General features: G+C 57.1%; 8 protein-coding genes. 4 read left to right on the plus strand and 4 right to left on the minus strand.

The window, feature by feature from the left end; translation table 11 throughout:
* Nucleotides 1-253: amidase family protein (locus tag RCH87_RS09850; protein WP_306516528.1), on the minus strand; the 253-nt coding region annotated here is incomplete at its 3' end.
* Nucleotides 254-285: 32 nt separating this feature from the next.
* A complete protein-coding gene (gene gatC, locus RCH87_RS09855) occupies nucleotides 286-576 on the minus strand; it encodes an Asp-tRNA(Asn)/Glu-tRNA(Gln) amidotransferase subunit GatC (protein WP_306516529.1) in 291 nt (96 codons plus the stop codon).
* Nucleotides 577-830: 254 nt separating this feature from the next.
* Here gatC and RCH87_RS09860 point away from each other — a divergent pair, with 254 nt between their 5' ends.
* A complete protein-coding gene (locus tag RCH87_RS09860) occupies nucleotides 831-1,493 on the plus strand; it encodes an amino acid-binding ACT domain protein (protein ID WP_306516530.1) in 663 nt (220 codons plus the stop codon).
* 53 nt (nucleotides 1,494-1,546) lie between these two features.
* Here RCH87_RS09860 and ligA read toward each other — a convergent pair whose 3' ends face one another.
* The gene (gene ligA / locus RCH87_RS09865) at nucleotides 1,547-3,619 is read right to left on the minus strand and encodes an NAD-dependent DNA ligase LigA (RefSeq protein WP_306516531.1); all 2,073 of its coding nucleotides are present in this window, start codon (nucleotides 3,617-3,619) and stop codon (nucleotides 1,547-1,549) included.
* Between the two features lie 130 nt (nucleotides 3,620-3,749).
* On the opposite strand from ligA, the gene RCH87_RS09870 reads away from it, so the two are divergent.
* From RCH87_RS09870 to RCH87_RS09880, 3 genes are all read left to right on the plus strand, one after another.
* The gene (locus tag RCH87_RS09870; protein ID WP_306516532.1) at nucleotides 3,750-4,421 is read left to right on the plus strand and encodes a 3'-5' exonuclease; all 672 of its coding nucleotides are present in this window, start codon (nucleotides 3,750-3,752) and stop codon (nucleotides 4,419-4,421) included.
* Between the two features lie 69 nt (nucleotides 4,422-4,490).
* The gene (locus RCH87_RS09875; protein WP_306516533.1) at nucleotides 4,491-5,501 is read left to right on the plus strand and encodes a serine hydrolase; all 1,011 of its coding nucleotides are present in this window, start codon (nucleotides 4,491-4,493) and stop codon (nucleotides 5,499-5,501) included.
* A 2-nt stretch (nucleotides 5,502-5,503) separates the two neighbouring features.
* The gene (locus tag RCH87_RS09880; protein ID WP_306516534.1) at nucleotides 5,504-5,818 is read left to right on the plus strand and encodes a hypothetical protein; all 315 of its coding nucleotides are present in this window, start codon (nucleotides 5,504-5,506) and stop codon (nucleotides 5,816-5,818) included.
* Here RCH87_RS09880 and RCH87_RS09885 read toward each other — a convergent pair.
* Nucleotides 5,769-5,956 (minus strand): hypothetical protein (locus RCH87_RS09885; protein WP_306516535.1); only part of this gene is annotated, 188 nt, incomplete at its 5' end. The two genes, RCH87_RS09880 and RCH87_RS09885, sit on opposite strands and share 50 nt — an antisense overlap.

Consider the following 5,956-nt stretch of genomic DNA (forward strand, 5'->3'; position numbering starts at 1 on the left):
GTGGCACACCAGCCAGCGGTGATGCTGGTTTTTCACCCTTGTCTAAAGCCTGGTCGACGGCATCGGCAGCTGCCAGCGCCTCGTCGGCACCGATATGCAAGAAGGAGTTCAGCGTCTCGTTAGTTTCGTTAATGCGATCCAGGTATGCCTGGGTCACTTCCCGGGAAGTGATTTCTCGGTTATGGATACGCTGCGCCAACTCTGCTGCGGTTTCCGAGATCACTCCGGAGGTTGGGCGTGTAAATTCAGTCATTAATTCTCTACCTCTATCGCTCGTGAACTGGATTAACCGCGAATCTTCGGAACCACAAATCGGCCATCGCGTGCATCAGGTGCCTGGTCCAGGGCTTGTTCCGCGGACAAAGTAGGCACGACTTCGTCGCGACGCATCGTGGTCTCAACTGAATGCGGGTGGCTCATCGGTTCTACCCCACTGGTATCCACGTTTTGCACTGCCGAAACCACGTCAACGATGCCGTCGATTTGCTCTGCATAAGTAGCGATTTCCGAATCACTCAGCGCCAGGCGTGACAGCTTCGCTAAGTGCTCAATTTTCTCGCGGGAAATTTCTGACACAGTCGATTCAATCCTTCGATATCCGTGAACCAATTTTCTCCCGTACTATGCTACGCCACTAGCCCCGAACCGACGACGACTGGCCAGCAGTGTGCGGCTAAAATCCCGCTCGAGCATTCCGTAGGAATCCCACTCCAACATTGCGTAGGAATACGCTTGCATGCACATAGTGTGCTTTCGGTCCCAAATTGATGCCGCAGGTTGCTACGATGGTGGAGACGAACGTCAAGTTCAGAAAGTGGTGGCTTAAACTCATGTCGTTTTTGATCCGTGTCCTGCTCCCCGATACCCCCGGAGCGCTCGGACAATTAGCCGACGCCATCGGCAATACCGGCGGCAATATTCAGTCTGTCGACATCATCGAATCTTTTTCTGCTGATACCGTCATGGACGATATCGTCGTTGAGCTTCCGCAAGGCGTCATGGCTGATGCCTTGATCACCGCCGCTAACTCCGTCGACGGCGTGGAAGTTGATTCCATTCGACCGTTTTCCGGGCGGGTTGACCGACGCGGGCAAATCGAGATGCTTTCTGAGCTCGCGACCAACAGCGGTGGCTTGCGCGCTTCTCTACAGAAATTCGTCTCTGTCTTCCCCAAAGCACTGACCTCATCGTGGGCGATCGTCGTGGACACCACCGGTGAAATCGCCCGGGTGGCGGCCTCGAGTGCTGCACCGGAAGATGACGGCTCGATTCCCGTGGACATCGACATCACCGCAGCGCGCGTGCTCATCGCCGATAGCGAGGACTGGATTCCGGAATCCTGGCGGATCTTGGACTCCGCGCTAGCCGGAGCACCATTAGGCGATAGCGGCCTGGTGCTCATCATCGGTCGCGCCGGAGGGCCAGACTATCTCGCCAGCGAGGTTGTCCACCTCGGCCACCTCGGCAATATCCTTGGCAAACTCATCGACTAAGCGGGTGAACAAATAAGCAGCTCAACGGCTAAGTTCTAGTGTCGGCCTGAGTGCTAGAGCTCACCGTCGAGAAGCTGCTGAAATTCTGTTTCTGACAAAACACGTACGCCTAAATCACGCGCTTTGGTCTCTTTTGAGCCCGCATTCGCGCCAGCCACGAGGTAGTCGGTCTTTTTCGACACCGAGCTGGTGGCTTTCCCGCCGCGCGAGACGATCGCTTCTTTCGCACTATCACGGCTGAAATCATCCAAGGTGCCGGTCACCACGATGGTCAGCCCCTCGAGGGTTTGCTCCACGCGCGCTTCCTCGGCGACTTCCATCGTCACCCCGGCTTGCGCCCACTTGTCGACGATGTCGCGGTGCCAATCCACGTTGAACCACTCGCGCAAGGAATTCGCGATGGTCGCTCCAACCCCATCCACATCTGCGATCTGGTCGACCTCGGCGCTGCGCAATGCCTCCATGGAACCAAAACGCGTCGCCAAGGCCCGTGCTGCCGTTGGCCCAACGTGGCGGATCGACAGCGCGATCAACACCCGCCAGAAATCCGCATGGCGTGCGGTCTCCAAATTTTCCAACAGCTTCTTGCCGCTGGCGTTGACGACCCGCTGTGTTTTGTCCTCTTTATCGAGGCGGGTGTAGACCTTGGATTTCACCAGCGATTCTTCGTCGATAGCAAACAGGTCTGATTCATCAACCACGACGCCATTGGCGATCAAATCGTGGGCGCCCTTCTCCCCGAGTGCCTCAATATCGAATGCTTTACGGGAGGCTAGGTATTCCAGGCGAGCACCAAGTTGGGCTGGGCACGATTGCGCATTCGGGCAGCGCCAGTCGGCATCACCTTCTTTTTGCGGTGCCAGCTTGGTCCCACACGACGGGCAGTTTTCCGGGAAGCTCCATTCGTATTCGCTCCCATCGCGTTGCGAGACCACCGGGCCCAGTACTTCTGGGATGATCTCCCCGGCTTTGCGAATGACCACGGTATCGCCGATGAGCACGCCCTTGCGTTTCACTTCGGTTTGGTTATGCAGCGTGGCCATGGACACGGTGGTACCGGCGACAAAAACCGGGTCCATGATTGCGTACGGAGTCACCCGTCCCGTGCGTCCCACCCCTACTTCGATCTGTCGCAGCGTGGTGGTGACTTCTTCCGGCGGGTATTTGTAAGCGATCGCCCACCGGGGCGCCCGCGAAGTCGCGCCGAGGTTGCGCTGCGTCGACAAGTCATCGACCTTGACCACTAGCCCATCCATTTCGAAGAAAGCATCATGGCGATGCTCATCCCAATAGTGCACCTGTTCGATGACTTCCGCCGTGGTCTCTACCCTCTTGGTAAACGGCGACACCGGCAAACCCCAGGCGGCGAGTGCTTGGTAGGCATCCCACTGCGACCCCGGCGCGAAGCCGTCGCGTGCGCCAAGTCCGTGGGCGATCATGCGTAGACGGCGCTTTTTTACTTCTTCGACGTTTTTCATGCGCAATCCGCCGGCTGCGGCATTGCGGGGGTTGGCGAAGGTTTCGGGTTTTTTGCCGCGCTCTTCGGCGAGCTTGACGCGTTCTTCGTTGATGGCGGCGAAATCTTCGGGGTTCATGTAGACCTCTCCGCGGATTTCGATCAGCTTGGGCACGGGATATTCCTCGGTGCCGGTGAGGGTATGCGGGATGTCGTCGATAACGCGCGCGTTGGCGGTGATGTCTTCGCCTGTGGTGCCGTCGCCGCGGGTGGCGGCACGTTCTAGTTCGCCGTTGCGGTAGACCAGATCCACCGAGAGCCCGTCGATTTTCAGCTCAGTGAGATAGGCAGGTGCCGGGGTGCGTGCGAGCCAGCCACGGAGTTCATCCTCGTCGAAGGCATTGTCCAAGCTGAGCATGGGTTCTAAGTGATTGACGTTGGCAAAACTGGATTCTTCCGGCACTGGTGCGCCGACCTGCATAGTTGGCGAGTCGGGCACTGCGAGCTGTGGGTGGCTCTGTTCTAGTGCTTCCAGCTTGCGCAGCAACCGGTCGAATTCCGCGTCAGGGATTTCGGGTTGCTCGTTGTAGTAGCGTTCCCGGTGGTGCCGAATCTCGTCGGCAAGCTCTTTCCAGTCGCGGCGCAGTCCAGCTTCATCTAAATCACTCACGACAGTCCAGTCTAACGGTGATGGTACTGCGAGGTTTATTGCACGTCATCATGCAGTGCTGAGTCCCGATCAGCAGCGGGTTGCTGGCTTGTTCTGTGGTGTGTGAGGGGGCGCGTCTAGGCTGTAGGTTATGAGTTTCAACGCGTCCCGCATGCTGGCTTTCGACCTGGAAACCACGTCGAATATCGCCCACCAAGCCCGAATCGTCACTTCTGCTTTGGTTTCTATCGAAGGTTCGAAGGTCGACTCACAAGAGATGTTGGCTGATCCTGGTATTGAGATTCCACAACAAGCTATTGATGTCCATGGAATTACCACGGAGTATGCCCGGGAACATGGCCGTGACCATGATGAGGTAGTCGCGGCTACCATTGCCGCGATCAAAAAAGGTTGGGAAGATGGCAAAACTTTGGTGGTATACAACGCGAATTATGACCTGACGGTTTTGCGTAGCCTGGATGAAGATTTCACGGTAACTGGGCCGGTGTTCGATCCTTTCGTCATCGATAAATTGAAAGATAAATATCGCAAGGGCCCGCGCACGCTCGGCAAGGTATGCGAAGAATACGGCGTGCCGTTGGATAATGCCCACGAGGCCACCGCAGATGCCATGGCGGCGGCGCGTATCGCTTGGAAGCAGGTGAATCAACGTTTTCCAGAGTTAGCGAAGCTGGATGACGGCGAGCTGATGGAATATCAGGCGGTCGGTTATTACGAAATGCAGACGGAGTTTAAGCGCTATCTAGCCTCCCGTGATCGGGATACTAGCTCTGTGGCTACGTCGTGGCCTATGCAGGGCTAAGCAGCTGGCCGTGGGATCCAAGGTGCAGCCGCAACTAGTCGAAATGCGAGCCGTTATAGGATGAAAAACATGAAAAAATCGCTCTTAACCGCGCTCGTTGTTGGAGCCATCGTTTTTGTGGGCACCATCGCGCTAGGCCCACAGCGCATTAGCTTGGCAACGCAAGCCACCGGCGACAAGCAATTAGCCACCGAGCTCTCCGAATTGGCTGTCCCTGGACACAACCAGTTGGCGGCGTTCAGCATCGACGATGGCACCACCACCTTTGCCGGATGGGGCGCTGATCAGGACACCGAATTTGAAATCGGTTCAGTAACCAAGATGCTAACCGTCGAGTTGCTCCGCCAGGAAGTCGAGGACGGCAATCTCGAATTGGATACCACGTTGGGTGAACTTATCGATGAGCTCGACGAACCAGTCGCGGCAGTCACGTTAGAAGAAGTCGTGAACCACACCGGCGGTTTGCCCCGTTTAGCGGGCGTGAGCTTTAGCTCTAACCTGGGATTTTCAGTGTTCGGTACCAACCCGTACCAGGGCATCGGGCGTGATGATGTCATTACTGCCGCCAACGAGATCTCCGAGCTGGAAAATCGTGGCGAAGAGCAGTATTCCAACCTCGGTTATGCCTTGCTCGGCTGGGCACTGGCAGAACGCCATGGGGTGAGCTATGAAGAATTGCTTGACGACGAGATCTTCACCCCGCTGGGCATGGACGATACTTTCGTCGCCACCGAGCAGAATGTCGAAGGCGAAAGCGCAGGTGTGCTCAACAATGGGCGCAACGCGCAGCCCTGGATCACCGAAGGCTACGCACCCGCGGGCATGGTGCGCTCTACCCCAAGCGATATGGCGAAATTCGCCAAGCACCTGCTAGAAATTGGGCTCCCGGAATATGGATGGGCAGAAACTGCCTCGGCACGGGATGCCGGTAGCGGCGCTGGCTGGCACAACGGGCAAACCGGTGGCTATTCCACGATGCTGGTGATCGCTCCGGAAGGACAACGCGCTGCGTTCGTCGCTGGTAATACCCCGCGCGGAGTCGAACACATCGGTTTGCAACTAGCAGGAGAGGAAGTCTAAACATGAATGCCATTATCAACCTCATCCTGGTTTTCTTGTTGATCTTCAACTGGGGCTTTGCTGCTTGGAAAGCCCGCGAGAAAAAAGGTGCGCTGTCCATCCAGATCATCAACCTGCTGATCAACATCGGGTTAACGCTGTTTATCGCCTACGTCGTCGCCTGGAACTCGGTTGTGCCGATCTGGGTCTGGTGGGGCCTCGCGCTGCTGATGGCAGCGTCGGTCACACTGATCGTCTACCACATGCTGGAGCGACGCGGCGCGGAAACTACAGATCACCCAGATCGTCGACAAGCATCCGCGCAACCTCAACGCTAAGGCGATAGGTGCGCGCGCACTCAACAAGGCTGCGCCCAGGCAGGCCCGGCTGCGGGCAAATATCAAGCAGCCGTGCGCCGGATTGCCGGTTGATGCCGACGGTATCGAGCAGCCGCGCGATCGAAATTGCCAGACCTC

The sequence above is a fragment of the Corynebacterium sp. genome, from assembly GCF_030826625.1.
GTDB lineage: Bacteria > Actinomycetota > Actinomycetes > Mycobacteriales > Mycobacteriaceae > Corynebacterium.